Annotated in this window: 20 protein-coding genes; 17 read left to right on the top strand and 3 right to left on the bottom strand. The window is 38.7% G+C overall.

Features of this window, described 5'->3' with window-relative positions; genetic code table 11:
- The 11 genes from ACW6OJ_RS03640 to ACW6OJ_RS03590 form a co-directional block, all read left to right on the top strand.
- A partial coding sequence (locus ACW6OJ_RS03640; protein ID WP_456095794.1) for a metallophosphoesterase family protein occupies positions 1-493 on the top strand: 493 nt, incomplete at its 5' end.
- Positions 494-614: 121 nt separating this feature from the next.
- A complete protein-coding gene (tig, locus tag ACW6OJ_RS03635) occupies positions 615-1,898 on the top strand; it encodes a trigger factor (RefSeq protein ID WP_456095793.1) in 1,284 nt (427 codons plus the stop codon).
- Positions 1,899-2,061: 163 nt separating this feature from the next.
- Complete coding sequence (clpP, locus tag ACW6OJ_RS03630; protein ID WP_293426430.1) at positions 2,062-2,646, top strand: ATP-dependent Clp endopeptidase proteolytic subunit ClpP; 585 nt, start codon at positions 2,062-2,064, stop codon at positions 2,644-2,646.
- A gap of 36 nt (positions 2,647-2,682) precedes the next feature.
- Positions 2,683-3,948: an ATP-dependent Clp protease ATP-binding subunit ClpX gene (gene clpX / locus ACW6OJ_RS03625; RefSeq protein WP_456095792.1), complete on the top strand. Its 1,266-nt coding sequence runs from the start codon at positions 2,683-2,685 to the stop codon at positions 3,946-3,948.
- A gap of 413 nt (positions 3,949-4,361) precedes the next feature.
- Positions 4,362-5,126 carry a Fe-S cluster assembly ATPase SufC gene (sufC, locus tag ACW6OJ_RS03620; RefSeq protein ID WP_456095791.1) on the top strand — a complete coding sequence of 255 codons (765 nt, stop codon included), beginning with the start codon at positions 4,362-4,364 and terminating at the stop codon, positions 5,124-5,126.
- Complete coding sequence (gene sufB / locus ACW6OJ_RS03615) at positions 5,116-6,540, top strand: Fe-S cluster assembly protein SufB (RefSeq protein WP_455103568.1); 1,425 nt, start codon at positions 5,116-5,118, stop codon at positions 6,538-6,540. Before sufC ends, sufB begins: the two co-directional genes overlap by 11 nt.
- Positions 6,541-6,550: 10 nt before the next feature.
- Positions 6,551-7,381 carry a SufB/SufD family protein gene (locus ACW6OJ_RS03610; protein ID WP_455103569.1) on the top strand — a complete coding sequence of 277 codons (831 nt, stop codon included), beginning with the start codon at positions 6,551-6,553 and terminating at the stop codon, positions 7,379-7,381.
- A 45-nt stretch (positions 7,382-7,426) separates the two neighbouring features.
- On the top strand, positions 7,427-8,662 hold the full coding sequence (locus ACW6OJ_RS03605) for an aminotransferase class V-fold PLP-dependent enzyme (RefSeq protein ID WP_456095790.1): 1,236 nt from the start codon (positions 7,427-7,429) through the stop codon (positions 8,660-8,662).
- The gene (gene sufU / locus ACW6OJ_RS03600; protein WP_456095789.1) at positions 8,652-9,089 is read left to right on the top strand and encodes a Fe-S cluster assembly sulfur transfer protein SufU; all 438 of its coding nucleotides are present in this window, start codon (positions 8,652-8,654) and stop codon (positions 9,087-9,089) included. Before ACW6OJ_RS03605 ends, sufU begins: the two co-directional genes overlap by 11 nt.
- 184 nt (positions 9,090-9,273) lie before the next feature.
- The gene (locus ACW6OJ_RS03595; protein WP_293429025.1) at positions 9,274-9,681 is read left to right on the top strand and encodes a tetratricopeptide repeat protein; all 408 of its coding nucleotides are present in this window, start codon (positions 9,274-9,276) and stop codon (positions 9,679-9,681) included.
- A gap of 14 nt (positions 9,682-9,695) precedes the next feature.
- Complete coding sequence (locus tag ACW6OJ_RS03590) at positions 9,696-10,277, top strand: hypothetical protein (protein WP_412427225.1); 582 nt, start codon at positions 9,696-9,698, stop codon at positions 10,275-10,277.
- Here ACW6OJ_RS03590 and ACW6OJ_RS03585 read toward each other — a convergent pair whose 3' ends face one another.
- Both ACW6OJ_RS03585 and ACW6OJ_RS03580 read right to left on the bottom strand, forming a co-directional pair.
- Positions 10,278-10,568 (bottom strand): hypothetical protein, encoded by a 291-nt coding sequence (locus ACW6OJ_RS03585; protein WP_293432027.1) that lies wholly within the window; start codon positions 10,566-10,568, stop codon positions 10,278-10,280.
- A 25-nt stretch (positions 10,569-10,593) separates the two neighbouring features.
- Positions 10,594-11,328, bottom strand: coding sequence for an HAD family hydrolase (locus ACW6OJ_RS03580; protein WP_293429019.1), 735 nt, complete (start codon positions 11,326-11,328; stop codon positions 10,594-10,596).
- Positions 11,329-11,456: 128 nt separating this feature from the next.
- On the opposite strand from ACW6OJ_RS03580, the gene ACW6OJ_RS03575 reads away from it, so the two are divergent.
- Together ACW6OJ_RS03575 and ACW6OJ_RS03570 are read left to right on the top strand one after the other, a co-directional pair.
- Entirely contained in the window at positions 11,457-12,674 is a 1,218-nt protein-coding gene (locus ACW6OJ_RS03575; RefSeq protein WP_456095788.1) for a hypothetical protein, read from the top strand.
- 110 nt (positions 12,675-12,784) lie between these two features.
- Positions 12,785-13,444, top strand: a complete 660-nt coding sequence (locus ACW6OJ_RS03570) for a helix-turn-helix transcriptional regulator (protein ID WP_314496919.1) — start codon at positions 12,785-12,787, stop codon at positions 13,442-13,444.
- A gap of 136 nt (positions 13,445-13,580) precedes the next feature.
- On the opposite strand, the gene ACW6OJ_RS03565 is transcribed toward ACW6OJ_RS03570, so the two are convergent.
- Entirely contained in the window at positions 13,581-13,826 is a 246-nt protein-coding gene (locus tag ACW6OJ_RS03565; RefSeq protein WP_293432019.1) for a hypothetical protein, read from the bottom strand.
- A gap of 152 nt (positions 13,827-13,978) precedes the next feature.
- On the opposite strand from ACW6OJ_RS03565, the gene ACW6OJ_RS03560 reads away from it, so the two are divergent.
- The 4 genes from ACW6OJ_RS03560 (at position 13,979) to ACW6OJ_RS03545 (ending at position 17,248) form a co-directional block, all read left to right on the top strand.
- Complete coding sequence (locus ACW6OJ_RS03560; protein ID WP_456095787.1) at positions 13,979-14,908, top strand: MBL fold metallo-hydrolase; 930 nt, start codon at positions 13,979-13,981, stop codon at positions 14,906-14,908.
- Positions 14,909-15,069: 161 nt separating this feature from the next.
- A complete protein-coding gene (locus ACW6OJ_RS03555; protein WP_456095786.1) occupies positions 15,070-15,858 on the top strand; it encodes a GTP pyrophosphokinase in 789 nt (262 codons plus the stop codon).
- 11 nt (positions 15,859-15,869) lie between these two features.
- Entirely contained in the window at positions 15,870-16,580 is a 711-nt protein-coding gene (locus tag ACW6OJ_RS03550) for a metallophosphoesterase (protein WP_456095785.1), read from the top strand.
- A gap of 113 nt (positions 16,581-16,693) precedes the next feature.
- On the top strand, positions 16,694-17,248 hold the full coding sequence (locus ACW6OJ_RS03545; protein WP_456095784.1) for a 5' nucleotidase, NT5C type: 555 nt from the start codon (positions 16,694-16,696) through the stop codon (positions 17,246-17,248).
- Positions 17,249-17,563: the final 315 nt, after the last annotated feature.

Here is a 17,563-nt window from a genome sequence, read left to right as displayed (position 1 = left end):
TAGAGAAGGGAGTTTAAAAATGAAGATATTAATCTTGTCTGATACTCATGGAGACAGACGAAGTATGGACAAATTGGTACCCTTTATAAGTCAAGAAATTGATTTGATGATACATGCCGGGGATAATTTTAAGGACTCCATTTACTTAAAGGACAAGACCTCTAAGCCGATAATGGCAGTCAGGGGGAACTGTGACTTTGAAATAGCGGATGGTGAGCTTGTCTTTGAATTAGAAGGCCTAACCTTTATGCTTGTCCATGGCCACATGCACAGGGTCAAGTATGGATTGGACCTGCTAGCCCAGGATGCCCATGAAAAGGGGGCCAATATAGCGATTTTTGGCCATACCCATATCAAGGAAAATAAAGTCATAGGTGGCGTTGAAATCATAAATCCTGGAAGCCTATCCCTACCTAGGGATGGTATAAAGGGGTCCTATGTGGTTATGGACATAGAAAATGGAAAATATACCTATTCATATCATGATAATTAAGGAAACCATTGTATTTTAACCTTTTTTATAGTATAATTATGTGGTTGAATTGTGTTTAAAATTATGATTTGAATAATTAAAAAACAATAATATATTTAGGTGACGTGTAGGAGGATTATTTATGAAACCAGAATTAATTAAAAAAGAAGGATATTCTGTGAATTTTGAAATAGCTATAGATGCTGCAGAATTTGAGGGAGCAATAGACAAGGCTTACAAGAAGACTAGGTCTAGATACAATATAGCTGGATTTAGAAAGGGTAAGGCTCCAAGAAAGATAATAGAATTGAACTATGGTAAGGGAGTATTCTTTAATGATGCCCTAGATATACTACTTCCAGAAGTATATCCAGCAGCAATAGACGAGCTAGGTCTATTTGTTGTTAGCCAGCCAAGTATAGATATAAAGGATGTTAAAGAAGACGGTTCACTAGTACTTGTAGTAGATGTTGATGTTAGACCAGAGCTAACAGTAGAAAACTACAAGGGTGTAGAAATAGAAAAGGTTGAAGCTCAAGTAACTGAAGACCAGATAGATGCTGAATTAAAGGCCCTAGTAGAAAGACAGTCTAGAATGGTAGATACTGAAGGACCAATAGAAAATGGAAATATAGCAGTTATAGACTTCAAGGGACTATTAGATGGAGAAGCTTTTGAAGGTGGAACATCTGAAGGCTATTCACTAGAGGTAGGTTCAGGTACATTTATACCAGGCTTTGAAGAACAACTAGTAGGCAAGAAGGCTGGAGAAGAAATAAACGTTGAAGTTACTTTCCCAGAAGATTACCCAGCTGAAGAGCTAGCAGGTAAGCCAGTAGTATTCGAAGTAAAGATCAATGAAATCAAGGTTAAGGAATTACCAGCCCTAGATGATGACTTCGCTAAGGACACAACTGAATTTGAATCACTAGAAGAATTAAAGAACGACATCAAGACTAACCTTCAGAAGAAGGCAGATGAAGAAGCTAAAAATGAAATGAGAAACAAGGTAGTTGAAAAGATAGCTGAAACAGTCGAAGTTGACATACCAAACTCAATGATAGAAAGCCAGCTTGACAACCAGATGAACGAAATTAATATGCAGCTAAGCTACCAGGGATGGTCTCTAGAAAAGTTTGCCGAACTATCAGGCCAGACTTTAGAAGAAATCAGAGAAGCTAGAAGAGACGAAGCTAAGACTCTAGTTAAGAACTCACTAGTAATCGAAAGGATAGCTGAATTAGAAAATGTTGAAGTAACTGAAGCTGACATCGATGCAGACCTAGAAAACATGGCAAATATGTACGGCCTAGAACTTGAAAAGATCAAGGAAGTGGTTGGTCCTGATGAAAGAGAAGGCATAGTTGCTAGATTAAAGAACACTAAGACAGTAGACATGCTACTAGATGCTGCTGTACTTAAGTAGTCAAATCCTGATTATACAGGTTAAATTTAGGTATATAGTATAAAATAAAGTATGTAGACAAAGACCACATGACTATGTGGTCTTTATCTTAAATAATAGCTTTATCAAGTGAAATTTGATAACTATACTAAGACCAGTAAAGTTAATTTAAGGAGGGAAAATTATGGCATTAGTACCTTATGTAGTAGAGCAAGACGGAAGAGGAGAAAGATCATACGACATCTACTCGAGACTTCTAAAGGATAGAATAATATTTCTAGGTGATGAAGTAAATGATGCTACAGCCAGTCTAGTTGTTGCCCAGCTCCTATTTTTAGAGGCTGACGACCCAGACAAGGATATACACCTTTACATCAATTCACCAGGAGGCAGTGTGACTGCGGGTATGGCGATTTATGATACAATGCAGTATATAAAGCCAGACGTTAGCACAATCTGTGTAGGTATGGCAGCATCAATGGGTGCCTTCCTATTGGCAGCAGGTGCCAAGGGAAAGAGGTATGCCCTACCAAACAGTACAATTATGATCCACCAACCTCTAGGAGGATCAAGAGGTCAGGCAACTGATGTAGAGATTCATACAAAGTTCCTGTTAAACACTAAGGAAAAGCTAAATACTATACTTTCAGAGAGGACAGGTCAACCATATGATGTGGTAAAGGAAAATACTGAACGTGATAATTTCATGTCAGCTGACCAGGCCCAGGCCTTTGGTCTAATAGACCAGGTAATTGAAAGTAGAGACTAGCCTATTGAAAAGATATAGATAGAAAGAGGTGATAGAGTGCCTAAGCAAGAAGAAAAACAGTACAAGTGCTCATTTTGTGGCAAGAGCCAGGACCAGGTAAAGAGGATAATAGCTGGACCTGGTGTATACATTTGTGACGAGTGTGTGAGTCTTTGTAGCGAGATAATCGAAGAAGAAGTAGACCATACTGAAGAATATGTAGAAGGCAACCTTCCAAAGCCAAAGGAAATAATGGCTATCTTGGATGACTATGTAATTGGTCAGAACAAGGCTAAGAAGGCCCTATCTGTGGCTGTTTATAACCATTATAAGAGGATATATGGTGACAAGATAGCTTCAGAGGACATAGAAATTCAGAAGAGTAACATCCTGTTGCTAGGACCAACAGGATCAGGTAAGACCCTACTTGCCCAGACCCTAGCCAAGATATTGAATGTACCATTTGCTATAGCAGATGCAACTTCATTGACAGAGGCTGGATATGTAGGTGAAGACGTTGAAAATATAATCCTAAAGTTAGTTCAGGCTGCCGATTTCGATATAGAAAAGGCCCAGAGGGGTATCATCTATATAGATGAAATTGACAAGATATCAAGAAAGTCTGATAACCCGTCAATTACAAGGGATGTAAGTGGTGAAGGTGTTCAGCAGGCCCTACTAAAGATACTGGAAGGAACTGTTGCCAATGTTCCACCATCAGGCGGAAGAAAGCATCCACACCAGGAGTTCCTAAAGGTAGATACGACTAATATCCTATTTATCCTAGGTGGTGCCTTTGACGGTATCGAAAAGATAGTTCAAAAACGTGGCAAGGACAAGGTCCTAGGCTTTGGTGCCAAGATAGAGAGCAAGACTGATATGGATATAGGCAAGCTGTATTCGCAGGTAATACCTGATGACCTATTAAAGTTTGGTTTGATACCTGAATTTGTAGGTAGAATACCAGTCCTAGCTACCCTAGACCTATTGGACGAAGAGTCGTTGGTAAGGATCCTGACTGAGCCTAAGAACTCTCTAGTAAAGCAGTATACAAAGCTATTTGAATACGATGGTACCAAGCTAGAGTTCGAACCAGAGGCCCTTTCAGCCATAGCTAAGAAGGCTATCGATAGGAATACAGGAGCTAGAGGTCTAAGGTCTATAATAGAGCATTCTTTGATGGAGACTATGTATGAGATACCATCTTTAGAGAATGTTGAAAAGGTCATAGTGACTAAGAAGTGTATAGAAGACAAGGATGTCAAGCCAAGTATAATATATATGGACCATAAACAGGCCCTTGAGGCAAGCCCAATAGACTAGGGGCTAGTTTGCAGATTAATAGGGTCCTATGATCGTTATAAATAAGTATTAAAGAGTTAGGTGACTATGATTGCTAGAGCAATTATGGAAGCCTAGCTTTTTTTGATTATTGCTTATGGTAGGACAAAGGACTGGTCCTAAGTCTTATAAGAGGGAAAATGGGTGGGATTTTTCTGATATTTTGGAAAAATATAGGCCCTGGAAGGCCCAAAAAAGCCCAACTTTTAAAAAAAATAAAAAAAAATAAATAATTCCTAGTAAATTAGTCAAGATTATTGATTTTTTTGGGTAAACATAGTAATATAGTCTTGTACAAAATTTCAAATGAAAAATTTTCAGGTGATAATCGATGGATATTAACTGAATTTGAAATTATAAAATAATTTAATTGATGTGAAAGGGAAGTGGAAAGTATGAGCGATATATTATTAGAAATAAAAGACCTTAGCGCTAAGGTTGGAGAAAAAGATATACTAAAGAATGTCAACCTTGTAGTCAAGAAGGGCGAGACGCATGTTATCATGGGGCCAAACGGTTCAGGTAAGTCTACTTTAGTTAATACAATAATGAGTAATCCTAAGTATGAGATTACATCTGGAAAGATCTTCTTTGAAGGAGAAGATGTTACAGAAATGGCAGCTGACGAAAGGGCAAGAAGAGGTATCTTTATGTCATTCCAGTCACCTATAGAGGTACCTGGTATCAGTGTTGAAAACTTTATTAGGACTTCTAAGTCTGCAGTTGATGGCAAGCCAGTATCAGTATTGAAGTTTAACATGGACCTATCTAAGAAGATGAGAGACCTACAGATGAAGGCTGAATATGCTGGAAGATACATGAACTATGGCTTCTCAGGTGGAGAAAAGAAGAAGACTGAAATCCTACAGATGCAGGTCCTAAATCCAAAGCTAGCCATGCTAGATGAAACTGACTCAGGTCTGGATGTTGACGCTGTAAGGATAGTTTCTGAAGGTATCAAGAATTTCAAAAATGATGACAATGCCTTGCTGATAATTACTCATCACAAGGAAATCATACATAATGTAATACCTGATTATGTTCACGTAATAATGGATGGTAGGATAGTTAAAGAAGGCGACTTCTCATTGATTCAGAGAATCGAAGAAGAAGGTTACGGTTGGATTAGAGATGAGGTGAATTCATCTAATGGAAACTAAGAGAGAAAACAAGAAGAGAACTCAGATAGAAGAACAGGATCGTGGTATATACGACATAAAAAATGAGTTCAAATTTAAGTCAAAAACTGAAAAGGGATTGACAGAGGAAATAGTAACTCAGATAAGTAAGGAAAAAAATGAGCCTCAGTGGATGCTTGACATCAGACTAGCATCTCTTAAGAAGTTCTATGAATTAGAAAACCCATCATGGGGGCCTAACTTAGATGAGGTAAATATAGACGATATAACTACATATATCAGGCCAGATGCAGACCTAGTAGAGGACTGGGATGAGGTTCCAGACGATATCAAAAATACATTTGAGCTACTTGGTATACCAGAGGCAGAAAGAGAAAATAACCTATCAGGTGTTGGAGCCCAGTATGACTCAGAAGTTGTTTACCACAATATCCAGCAGCACCTGCTAGACCAGGGTGTAATCTATACTGACTTTGAAAGTGCAGTAAGGGAATATCCTGAAATAGTTCAGAAGTATTTTATGAAGTGTATATCTAATGCAGACCACAAGTATGCAGCCCTACACTATGCGGTATGGTCAGGAGGATCATTTGTTTATGTACCAAAGGGTGTAAATGTAGACGTGCCTCTACAGTCATACTTCAGACTAAATGCTCCAGGAGCAGGTCAGTTCGAGCATACACTTATAATTATAGATGAAGGTGCTTACTGTCACTTTATAGAGGGATGTTCAGCACCTAAGTATAATGTTGTAAATATCCATGCAGGAGCAGTTGAGCTATTCGTTCAGGAGGGTGCTACACTTAGGTACTCTACAATAGAAAACTGGTCAAGAAATATGTACAACCTAAATACAAAGAGGGCCATAGTAGAAAAGGATGGGGCAATTGAATGGGTGTCAGGATCTTTTGGTTCTAAGGTATCATGTCTATACCCAATGAGTGTCTTGAAGGGTGAAAATGCCAGGTCTGAATTTACTGGTATCACATTTGCTGGTAAGGGCCAGTACCTAGATACAGGTACAAAGGTAGTCCATGCAGCACCTAACACTTCATCTACAGTAAACTCAAAGTCTATATCAAAGGACGGTGGTGTAGCAATATACAGGGGTCTTGTAAAGGTTACAAAGAATGCCAAGGGTTCTAAGTCAACAGTTAGCTGTGAGTCCCTAATGCTTGATCAGGAATCAAGGTCAGACACAATACCAGTAATAGATATAGCGACTCAGGACGTTGACCTAGGTCACGAAGCCAAGATTGGTAGGATAGATGATGAGGTAATCTTCTACTTGATGTCAAGGGGTATCAGTGAAGCTGAGGCCAAGTCAATGGTAGTTAGAGGCTTTGCAGAGCCAATTGCCAAGGAATTGCCACTTGAATATGCAGTAGAAATGAACAATCTAATTAATCTTGAATTAGAAGGTACTATAGGTTAGGAGGAAAATTATGATAGCAAATACATTACCACTTCTTACTTGGAGATGGCTAAAGGTAAATGAATCCCTAATCGAGTTACCTGAGGTCAAGGACCAAGTACATGAAATAAAGGCAGAAGAGGGCCAGGAGGTTTCAGCCCTATTCGATACAAATGAAATGGCAGGGCCAGGAACTTCTAGACATACGGTTATAAACATAAGAGCAGAAAAGGACTCTATAGTTAATATATACTATGTAGCTAGGTCTCATGAGGAAGAAAAGGCCCTTACAGATATAAGAGCAGATGTAATGGAATCTGCCAGGGTTAACCTAATCCAGATAGAGGCGGGTGCCAAGGATGTAGTAACTAACTATGTTGCCAACCTAATTGGTGACAAGTCTAGTACTAATGTTGAAGCAGTATACTTTGCTGACGGTGACAATAGGGTAGACATCTTCTACAACATCAACCAGATGGGTAAGGAAACTGATTCAAACATCCTAGTAAATGGAGCCCTAAAGGACAGGGCAAAGAAAACCTTCAAGGGAACAATAGACTTCAAGAGGGGGTCAATTGGTTCGACAGGTAGCGAAGAGGAATTTGCTACCCTACTAGATGATGAGGTAAGGTCTATAGCAGTACCAGTCCTACTTTGTCAGGAAGATGATGTAGAGGGTGTACACGCAGCCAGTGCAGGTAAGATAGACCAGGATACACTATTCTATATAATGAGTAGGGGTATCAATGAAGAAGAGGCAAAGAAGGTTATAGTTGAAACTAAGCTTGCTCCAACTATCCACAAGCTTCCAGATGAAAAGCTTAGGGAAGATGTTTGGGGGCATATAGAAGCAAGAATGTAAGGCTAGTAGCCTGGTTTTATAAAAGAAATGAGAGGTGTAAAAACCATGGATAAGCAGACAGTAAATGAAATAAGAAAAGAATTCCCTTATCTTGACGAAGCCAAGATGGGTAGGAAGATAGTTTATTTGGACAACGGGGCAACTTCACAGAAGCCACAGTGCGTAATTGATGCCCTTGCCAACTACTATTCATACCAGAATGCCAACCCTCATAGGGGAGCCCACTATTTGGGAATGCTGGCAACTGACCTATATGAAAATTCAAGAGTTAAGGTAAAGGACTTTATAAATGCCAAGTCAGAAAATGAGATAATATTTGTAAGAAATACTACAGAGGCCTTGAACCTAGTAGCATATTCTTATGGCTTAGACAAGCTGAAGGCTGGTGATGAAATAGTGATTTCAATCTATGAACACCACAGTAACCTTGTTACATGGCAGTTTGTAGCCCAGAAAACAGGAGCAGTCCTAAAGTATGTATACCTAAATGACAAGAATGAATTGGACATGGAAGGCTACAAGAAGGTCCTAAGCGACAAAACGAAGATAGTTTCACTAGCAGGTGCATCAAATACTGTTGGTGGAGTAATAGATGTAAAGGAAGTGACTAGGCTAGCCCATGAGGTTGGTGCTGTGGTATCAATCGACTGTGCCCAGCTGTCACCACACCTAAGAATGGATGTTCAGGACTGGGATGTTGACTTTATATCATTCTCAGGTCATAAGATGTATGCCCCAATGGGTATAGGTGTTCTTTATGGAAAGATGGAATTACTAGAATCAATGACACCATTTATGTATGGTGGAGACATGATCGAATATGTATATGAACAGGAAACTACATATGCACCTGTTCCTGCCAAGTTTGAAGCAGGTACTCAGAATGTTGGTGGAGCAATAGCCCTAGGAGCAGCCATAGACTTTATGGAAAGAGTAGGTGTAGATAATATACATGAGCATGAATTGGCCTTGACAGACTATGCCTACAAGAAGATGAGCGAGCTAGACTTCGTGGAAATATATTCAACACCTAGCTACCTAAGATCTCCTTTGATAGACTTCAATGTTAAGGATGTCCATGCCCATGACGTATCGACAGTCCTGGATTCTTATGATATAGCAATCAGGACAGGCCACCACTGTGCCATGCCATTACATACTTTTATAAAGCAACATTCAACATGTAGGGTTAGCTTTGCAGTTTACAATACATTTGAAGAAATTGACTTTTTCATAGACAAGCTTAAGGAAGTAAGAAAGGTGATGGGATATGGATCTTAAGAGTTTATATACAGATATGCTCTTACAGGAGAGCAACAACAAGGCTAATATGAGGGACCTAGAGGCTCCTACATACAAGGAATTAGGCCATAATCCAAGCTGTGGTGATGAAATTACCCTACAGCTAGAAATGGATGGAGATATTATCAAGGATGCCAGCTTTGCAGGTGTTGGGTGTGCTATATCTAGGGCCTCTACATCTATGATGATAGACCTGATCAAGGGTAAGAATATACATGAAGCCAAGGAACTGACAGAGAAGTTTATAGGCATGATCAAGAAGGAAGTGCCTGTAGATGATGACTTGATAGATGCCTTGGGCGATGCAGTTGTCTTAGAAAATGTATCAAATATGCCAGCTAGAGTTAAGTGCGCTGTACTTGCTTGGCATACTCTAGGAAATATAATCGATAAAAACTATAAATAATAAGAGCTTTGTGATATAATATGTCTAAGCTCATTTATGGGGAAGTTAAGCTAGACCTGTTAATATGGGTCTAGCTTTATTTTTTAGTAGGATCTATAGGTTGGAATAGGACTTATCTAGCAAAGTACCTATTAAAAATTAATCGGAAATTTTTGTAAGTTTAGATATATTGGAGGGATGCATTATGGCAAGCTACAACGATTATTCATATGCAAGGAGCCTATTAGCTACAGGCGATTTTAGAAGATGTTATGATACTATGAATAACTTCGAGGACAGGGACGCAGAATGGTTCTATATAAGGGGCATGGCTGCAATGAACCTTGGCTTTTATGAAGAGGGCGAGGACTATATAAAGAGGGCTAAATTTATGGAGCCCAACAACAGGGAATACAAGGATGCCTATGACAACTATGTAAGCAATAGGAACAACTACAACCAGAGGGCAGACTACTATAATAGGAGTAGGTCTAACCTTGATAATGCAGGTTGCTGTTGCTGTGGTGGAAATTGCTGTGATACCTGCTGTACTTTATGGTGTGCAGACAGTTGTTGCGAGTGTATGGGAGGAGACCTTATAACTTGTTGTTAAGGGAGGAATAGTTTATGGAAAATAAACCAATAAGACCCCAGAATCAAGAGGATGATATAAGGAGACCGCAAGATACAAATAAAAATAATATGGCTAGGAAAATGGCTCTTATGGGCCTTCTCCTAGCCTTTAATTCAATAATATATATACTGGTCAACTATATACCTACAAATACTATAGCCCTTTTGGTTCTAGCCAGCCTACCTGCCCTGGTGGTAGTAGTAGAATTTGGTCTAAGAAATGGGGCCCTTTACACCTTGGGATCTATCATCTTAGCCTTTTTACTGATAGGCAACAAGGTCCACTTTGTGACCTACCTACTAACCTTTTCTACCTATCCCCTAATAAAGGCCCTGGTAGAAAAAATAGGGTCACTTAAGCTAGAGCTAGGGTTAAAGCTAGCCTATGCCAATCTGGTCTTTCTAGTGGTCTACCTGGTATATGGACAGTTTGTGGCTATAAATGACCTAATGTCTAAGTATATACCGATTTCACTCTTGGTCTACAATATATGCTTTTTGATTTATGACAAGGGTCTAAGTCAATTTGTAGTCTATTATATTGACAAGCTGTCAAAACTTATAAGGATGAGATAGCTATCTCTCCAAGGCGTCAGCGATTCTTTCAAGGGCATCGGCTATCCTAGCTAAAGAGCTAGTGATATCTGGGCCCTTTTTTTGCTTGTCTTCTGGGTCAGCAAAGGGGTCATCCTCTAGGTCATCCACTAGCTGGCTACCCTCTGGCAGAACTATTTTAATACCTTCTCCATCAAAATCTTGGTCAAAATCACTATCGAAGTCATCATCGAAATTTTCATCGAAGTCTTCAATTAGGCTTTTTGCCTGGTCATTTTCTTCATCAAATTTAAGCAATTTCTTGTTGTACATAGGAAACCTCACTTTCTATCAACTATTAGCAACAATCCTCTATATGAAGGACAGATGTTGGTACCTGATATATGACGTCTTTTCTTTCTATAATAACAAGGGTATTATTCTTCAAGGCATCATCTTTGTTTAGCTGGTGGAGCATTTCCCTAGAAGGGTTTATAGCTATTGGGAAACCAACCCTCTTGAGCATGCTTATATCACCATTTGTATCTCCATAGGCATAGGACTTATCCATATCTATAGAATGCTTGTCTATAAAATACTGTAGGGCCTTGTCCTTACTGTCCGACCCCCACATGGGAGATACACCCCCAGTCATCTTTCCGTCTTCTACAAAGTACTTGCTACCTATATAGTCAGTAGCCTTGTATTTTTCAGCCATCCTGCTGACCAAAAAGTCTGGTGAGCCAGATATAAAGATAATCTTGTGGCCCTGGTCCTGGTGCCATTTAATCCTAGATCTAGTATACCTGTATACCCTATCAGCCTTGAGTTTGATTACCTGGTCGCTGGCAAAGTCGACTGAAGTCTTGTCAAGCCCAGTCAAGGCCTCAACATAGTGGTCAGATATTTCATGTAGGTAGTCATCGTAGTTACCCTGTCTTTTTTCCCAGTTCATATAGGTTGTCTCCAATTGCTCGGACCACTCCCTCCTGTGAATCAGGTCATACTGGATTAATTTCCTGAAATGCTCTATTAAAAGAGAATCCCTGTACAGGGTCCCGTCTATATCAAAAAAAGCAGCTATATTAGCCATGTTTTCTACCCCCTTTCATATATGGTTATTATACCAAAAAAGTATGAAAACCTCAATTTACAAAATTATTTGATATAAGATAGCCTAGGCCTTATAATAGAGTATATGCAGATAAAATAGGAGGAAGTATGAAGAAGTTTAAAAGAGCTTTTTGCACTAATACACGACTAATGGGGACCATGATGCTGATGGTTGAATGGTTTTACGGCTTTGATATAGATATGGGGTCTGGAGAGGACCTTGAAAATAGGAATACGGAGGAGGCTCTTGACTTTGACTATGATAGGGGCCTGGTTTCTCATGTATTTATCCTGGATGCTGAGGGCCTGGGCATATCAGACCTTTACATATTGAAGGATATGGACCAGGAGGCTAGAGACCTTTTCTATAGGAAAAAATATGGGGGCCTAGGTGGGGTAAATATAGACCTTAGAGAGGACCAGGTTGCATATTTAGTAAAGAAGTATAGGAGAAAGAATGAATGGTACAATAAGCCCCTTCCAGAAGACTTTGAAGAGGTATACCAGGACTTTTATGATGGATATGATACGGAATCAGTAGATACAGTCGCTTTATTTGATAGCCTATGCAAGGAAATGGAATCAGAATATGAATTTGTAAACTATATGATTATGAGGTTTGTAGCCAGGGACTGGGATGGTCTCCTACATTACTCTGGTAGTGATCTAGTGGCAGCCAGCCATATCAGCCAGATAAACGGGGCCCTTCTATACAACTATATAGAGAGGAAGAGTCAAGATAGGTACCTTTGTAGGGCTATATATGAGGATATAGATGGCTACTATGATGCCAATATAGTAGTGAATATAGCCCATGAGGATGTAGAAGAGGACAGGCTAGTTTACTATGACAAACCAAAGAAGTACAGCCTGAGGTCCTTTATGGTAATGAGTAAGGAAGAAATCTATGACTATGAGGTTTTTGATATGATATCTAAGCCGGAAATCGTCGATATCTACCAGCCAATAGACGATGACTATGATATGTCTAAATTGGCTAGTAAGCTTAGGGGCATATATCCAGGAATCCAGGAGTTGGCTTATGAAAAGGGGATTCTCTTTACCCAGTATTACCAGGATAATTCCCACCTTGACAGCCAGGTCTACTTGATTAACAATGACCTTATGTTTAATATTTTTCTAACAGAAAATATCCTTTATCTGGCCACTTTTGACCTAGATACTAGGTCCTTTGTCGAGTACGTATTTAAGGACAGTTTTGGAGAGAAAATAAGGCTGGTAGACAGCTTGGAATTTGAACAAAATCTACTCTTTGACTTTGTAGAGTCTGGCAATGACGACTTTTATGATTTTTTAGATAATTGAATTTTGTCAACTTTTAGGCAAATCTTTCTTTACAAATATAGATATGATATAATTAAAGGACTGGAATTGGGCTTGAATATACATGAAAAATGAAAGGTGGATAATCTAGAATGACTATAAGTGATTACAGTGGAAAAGTGGCTAATTTTGACACATTTTTGAGCTATTTAGATGCTATGGCCATGATAATATCAGAAATGTTTGGGAGTAATTGTGAAGTTGTAATATCTGACTTAGACGACCCTGAAAATTCGATTTTATCTATTTATAATGGTCAAGTGACAGGGAGAAAGCCGGGCGACCCCCTTACAACAAGGCCGGAAGAGTTAATAGAAAGGAGTAGGGGTGGCTACAATGTAAACTACAAGAAGGCTAACAAGAGGATTAAGAAGGAAATAAAGTCTTCTACAATAGTTACAAGTGCCTTTGGAAGAAATGTCTCCTTTTGTATAAATTATGATTGTGATGATTTGACCGTACTCCACTCACAGTTGAAGAGGTTTCTATCTATGGGTGATGAAGCCTATGATGAATTTGATGTATTTGATAGCGGTGAATTAGTAGAACAGAAGTTCCATATAGAATTGGAAAAGATGAATAAGAAGATTGTCGGTATGAATAAGAACGATAGAATTAACCTGATCAGAAACCTTAAGCATGCCGGTGTATTCAAGATACAAAAGAGTGTTCCGTATGTAGCAGAGCAGCTTGGTGTATCTAGGTATACAATATATAACTACCTGAACGAAATCGAAGACGAAGGAAAATAAAAAAAATATTTTTTTTAATTTATGTGTTTAAAAGGGGAGAAAGTTGGGAAGATATATAATACAAACATAATAAATTAAAATACTCAATCTCCCCAAGACAGAATCTCATCCCCCGAGATTCTGTCTTACTTTATGCCTATTTTTTTACAAAAGACTTGCCTAGGTATTTCTTGATATCCTCTTCAGGCGAGAAGTCATCTATCAGTATTTCCTTACCAGTATCTTCAAAGACAACTAGGACCTCACAGTCACCCTGTAGGAAAAACTTCCTTACAGTCTCTTCCTTAACCTCTCTAACCTTGACTATATTCTTTTTTTCTTTTTCAAAATCCTTAGTGTAGTAGCTACCCATCATATTTATAAATTTAGTATACCTATTCATGCTTTTACCTCCAAAACATATATACACTTAAATATAACACGCTAAGTTTGACAATGTCAAATAGATATAATGCAAATTGAGACTAGGTATGATAAAATATATAGGGTGAGAAAAATATATGAAAATATATTAGGTTTAAAGTAGGTGGAAGAATGAAACTAAGAAATATAAAGGGAAATACCTACATGTTTAATGGAGGAACAAACACAGGGGTATACCTGTTTGAAAATAATGATGCCCTCCTGATAGATACAGGTCTTGCCGGCAAGCGTCAAGAGAAGATTATAGGTATTTTTAAGGAAAATAATATAAATGTAAGGTATATAATAAATACACATGAACACGAGGATCATATAGGTGGCAATTACCAGATCAAGAAGGCCTTTCCAGATGCTAGGATATATTCATCCTACCAGTCTAGGGTCTATGCAGAAAATCCAAACCACTATATGGACTACCTGATGGGGGGAACTAGGTCCAAGTACCTAGTAAAGACCCTAGAGGAATACATGGCTCTACCAGGTCCAGATGAAGATATAAGGCTGGTTGACGAAACCATATATCCAGGCCAGGTCCTAGACCTTTGTGGCCATAAATTTAAGGTGATTAATTGCTGTGGTCATACTGAGGGGTCTATAGGCATAGTTACAGACGATGGTGTATTTTTCATATCAGACCTCTTGGTAACTAAAAACTCACTAGACAAGTTTGACTTCCTATTCATGCACGACTATAAGGAGCAGATGAAGTCACTTGATAGGCTGAGGATGATTGACTTTGAAATAGGTGTCTTGGGACACTCAAGAAAGAACTATTCAAAGCAGGAGGTGCTTGAAATTGCCAATGAAAACCACAAGGCCCTTATGAGGATGATAAGGGTAGTTTTAGAGGCAGTCAAGGACAAGGCAACCATGGATGACATAGAGCAATATATAACTCTGAAGAACAAGCTACCCTTTGACTATTTGGCCTATATGATATATAGGAACGCCCTTAATGCGGTAGTATCATACCTTCAGGATGAGGAAATAATAGAGTTTATTATAGAGGACAACAGGCTTTACTACAAGCTCAAGGACTAGAAGAAGGCAAATAATAATAATAAATAAAAGCAAGTAAAAATATGTAAAAATAAGCAAAAGGCAAGTATAATACAGGCAAAAAAATAACCGGCAAGTAATAGACTAGCAAAATATATGATAGGTTTCATATTCAATTAAAGGTTAGGAAGTTGGGTGATTTTATGGAATATGAACAGTGGTTAGAAATAATTAGACCCTACTCATATGCAGTAGAGGAGCTAAAGATCAAATTTAGAAACATTAGAAATGACTATTTGGATACCAAGCAACATTCCCCGGTTGAGTTTGTAACTGGAAGGACAAAGAAACTCTCTTCAGCCCTTTCCAAGATGAAAAAACTTGATATAGACAAGATAGAGGATATAGAGGACCTGGCTGGTATAAGGATAATGTGTCAGTTTGTTGAGGATATTTATGTAATAGTTGATATCATAAAGGCTAGAAATGACATGTCTATAGTCTTAGAAAAGGACTACATCAACAATGCCAAGGAAAGTGGCTACAGGAGCTACCACCTTATAGTTAAGTATCCGGTTAATACCATACACGGGGTAAAGGAAGTCCAGTGTGAGATCCAGATCCGTACACTTTCAATGAACTTTTGGGCTACAATAGAGCACTCTCTAAAGTACAAGTACGACCACTACATACCAGATGAATTGGCTTATAGGCTAAAGAGGGCTGCAGATGCCGCCTTTATGCTTGACCAGGAGATGGGAGAGATAAGAGAAGAAATAATTAAGGCCCAAGAGCTATTTACAGAAAAGGAATATGTATTGACAGATATCTACTCCAGGGTAAACAAGCTCAAGGAATTGGGTGATGGCGAAAACTACTATCTTTACAGGATGAAGATGAATGAAATTTCTAGGTCTAGGAATATAAAATCCCTGCTAGAGCTTAAAGAAGAATTGGATGAAATCTTAAACAAGACCAAGGTTAATTTATAATAGGAGACAAGATGAAAATTTTTGCAATAGGAGACCTCCACCTATCAGGCAGTGTGGACAAGCCTATGAATATCTTTGGAGACCACTGGGAGGGTCACGACATGAAGATTTTCCAGGACTGGTCAGCCAGGGTTACTGATGATGATGTGGTCCTAGTAGTGGGAGACATATCTTGGGCCTCAAAACTAAAGGATGCCCAGCTAGACCTTGACCAGATAGCCAAGCTACCGGGTAAGAAGTTCTTTATAAGGGGCAACCACGACTATTGGTGGACTACAGCTACAGGCCTAAACAAGCTATATGGAGACGATATGGTATTTATGAATACCAATTTTCAGGTCCTAGGTCCATACGCCCTGTGTGGAACAAGGGGTTGGCTGAGTCCAAATGAAATAAAGTTTGATGATAAGGATGAGGTTATATACAAGAGGGAGGCTAAAAGGTTAGACCTATCCCTAGAGGGGGCAAAAAAGGCTGGTTACGAGGACTATATAGTAATCCTCCACTATCCACCTACAAATGAAAAGTTTGAAGACTCTCTCTATATGGAAGTAATAAACAAGTACAAGCCAAGGTATGTGATTTATGGTCATCTGCATGGGAAGGACAGTTTTGAAGCTGGTCTCAAGGGTCTACATGACGGTGTATCCTACCACTTGGTAGCCTGTGACTACTTGGACTTTAAATTGGCCCTAATTGAAGACCTGGGTCAGAAAGACTAGGCGGGCAAAAAGTTAAGGAAAGGCTAGAAAAGGCTAAAAAGAGCTAAAAAACTAAAAATCCCAAAAAACTAAGAAAAGCCATATATATAATATAAAATCAAGAGGGGGAAGATATGACTAGGAATATATGTATAGATATAGATGGAACTATGACAAGTCCCTACTTCTTTATACCATACTTGAACAAGCTGACTGGTAAAAACCTGGGGATAGAGGACTATACATCAATAGACTGGAATGTAACCTATGGTCCAGAGCATAGTCAGATGTATAAGGACTTTGACCATATCCATACCGATATTTACTGGGAGAATGAACTCCTAGAGGGGGTCAAGGACCTAGTCAATGACCTTTATGATAGGGGGGACAGGGTATATATAGTAACTGCCAGGAGCAGTGCCATAGCCCATGTTACAAATGCCTGGATAGACAAGCAGGGAATAAACTACACTGATATTTTTTCTATCAGTGGCAATGAGGGTAAGGTGGCCATGGCTGAAAAATTGGCCTGTGACTACTTTATAGAAGATGACCCAACCAATGCCGTAAACCTGGACAAGGCAGGCTATAGGGTAATACTTATGGATGCCATGTACAATAGGGGTGTCGAGGGTGACAATATTACTAGGGTAGGAAGCTGGGAAGAGGTAAGGGAGCTACTCTTGTAGGTAGAGATATAAGTATATAGGTTAGGATAGAAAATAATCTAGTAGGAAAATATAGCTCAGTATAGAAGATATATGTGACTTAGAAAAAAATATAATCCTGGGCACTAGGGGAAAAATCAATATGTATATAATTAGCGTTGATGAGGAAAAATAGGACCTATCAACGCTATTTTTTTAGGAAATAAAGACAAAATGTTTTTAAAATGGAGGGAATAAAGTCTTTTTAGTTGGCTAAAAATAGGGATTTCTATGGTTTTTTATGAATATACAAAAAATTTTGAAAAATATACAATTTTTTTGTGAAAATGATTTATT

The sequence above is a fragment of the Peptostreptococcus sp. genome (assembly GCF_977045075.1).
This window is presented reverse-complemented; position numbering and strand designations above follow the sequence as displayed.